Here is a 1,017-nt window from a genome sequence, read left to right as displayed (position 1 = left end):
AACAGTGCCCCGACCTGCGCTCCACGCATATGGCCCTCTTCACCTTCCCGGCCACCCTCGGGGATGTCGATCAGCCGGTCCAGCTTGAGACGCTCCTCTGCGGGCAGATCGCGGCGCTCCTTGCCTTCAGGTACGTCCACATCGCGCCGCGGCTTGCCATACCAGTAGTTCGCAAGCTGCCAGCGGCGTTCGCCTGTATCGGTCTCCCACATGAAACCCCAGCGGTTCTCGCCGGCGGCGATAACGTACTGTCCGTCCGGGCTGATGTCGCCGTGGGCCTTACCAAAAAGACCGGGGAACGAGTAGCGAGGCTTCAAGCTTCCAGCGTCCCACAAGGTTGGTCCGTTGAAGTATCCAGTTCGAGTTGCTTCCAGAGGGTCGCGCTTGTCTACGGCGTCCTCTTCAAATACGCCCGCATGGCCGACTGAGAGCAACTGTTCTCCGCTCTCGTCAAGCACCAAGTTCAAGAGAGTGCCCTGAAACCGTGCACCCTGCCCATCGACTTTGACGGGTTCTTTGTCAGTTCCCCACCCTTGGTAGATGTGGAACTCCGCATCCGAGGCGAAGTAGGTCTTGAGGTCCGACCCCATGACGTGGCCGTAGGTCGGGAAGTGCTCGAACGACTCCAGCACCTCCCCATCCACCGTCTGCACGTGCACCACATCGTCCAGGTCCTGCCACAGGAACGTGTCGTCCCGCCCTGAAACGAAGTGCGCCGAGTAAATGTTCGCATTGCGGCTCACCACGCTGCGCTGGCGCTCCTCCGTGTCCCACAGGATCAACCGCCGGTTGTCGTGGGAGCTCACCACGTAGCGGCCGTCATCCGAGACGCTCACCACCTGCGCCGGACCGGGCTGGATCAGCGAACAGCCCGACAGCGCCGCAGCCAGCATCAGCAACCCAGCGCCTCGCAGCACCACGCCCATCAAAACGCGAACCAGCCCCGGGGCGTCCACTCCGCATCGAGGGTCTGGGTCTCCGGGTCGAAGCGGTAGACGTTGATGCCGCCCTTGGGGC

At 63.0% G+C, this 1,017-nt stretch carries 1 protein-coding gene; it reads right to left on the bottom strand.

What is annotated here, in order from left to right; all coding sequences use genetic code 11:
• Nucleotides 1-926 (bottom strand): WD40 repeat domain-containing protein (locus BMZ02_RS18680; protein ID WP_139209277.1); only part of this gene is annotated, 926 nt, incomplete at its 3' end.
• Nucleotides 927-1,017 lie beyond the last annotated feature (91 nt).

The organism is Aquisalimonas asiatica, from assembly GCF_900110585.1.
GTDB lineage: Bacteria > Pseudomonadota > Gammaproteobacteria > Nitrococcales > Aquisalimonadaceae > Aquisalimonas > Aquisalimonas asiatica.
The sequence above is the reverse complement of the archived record's forward strand: the minus strand, read 5'-3'. Positions and strand labels throughout refer to the sequence as shown.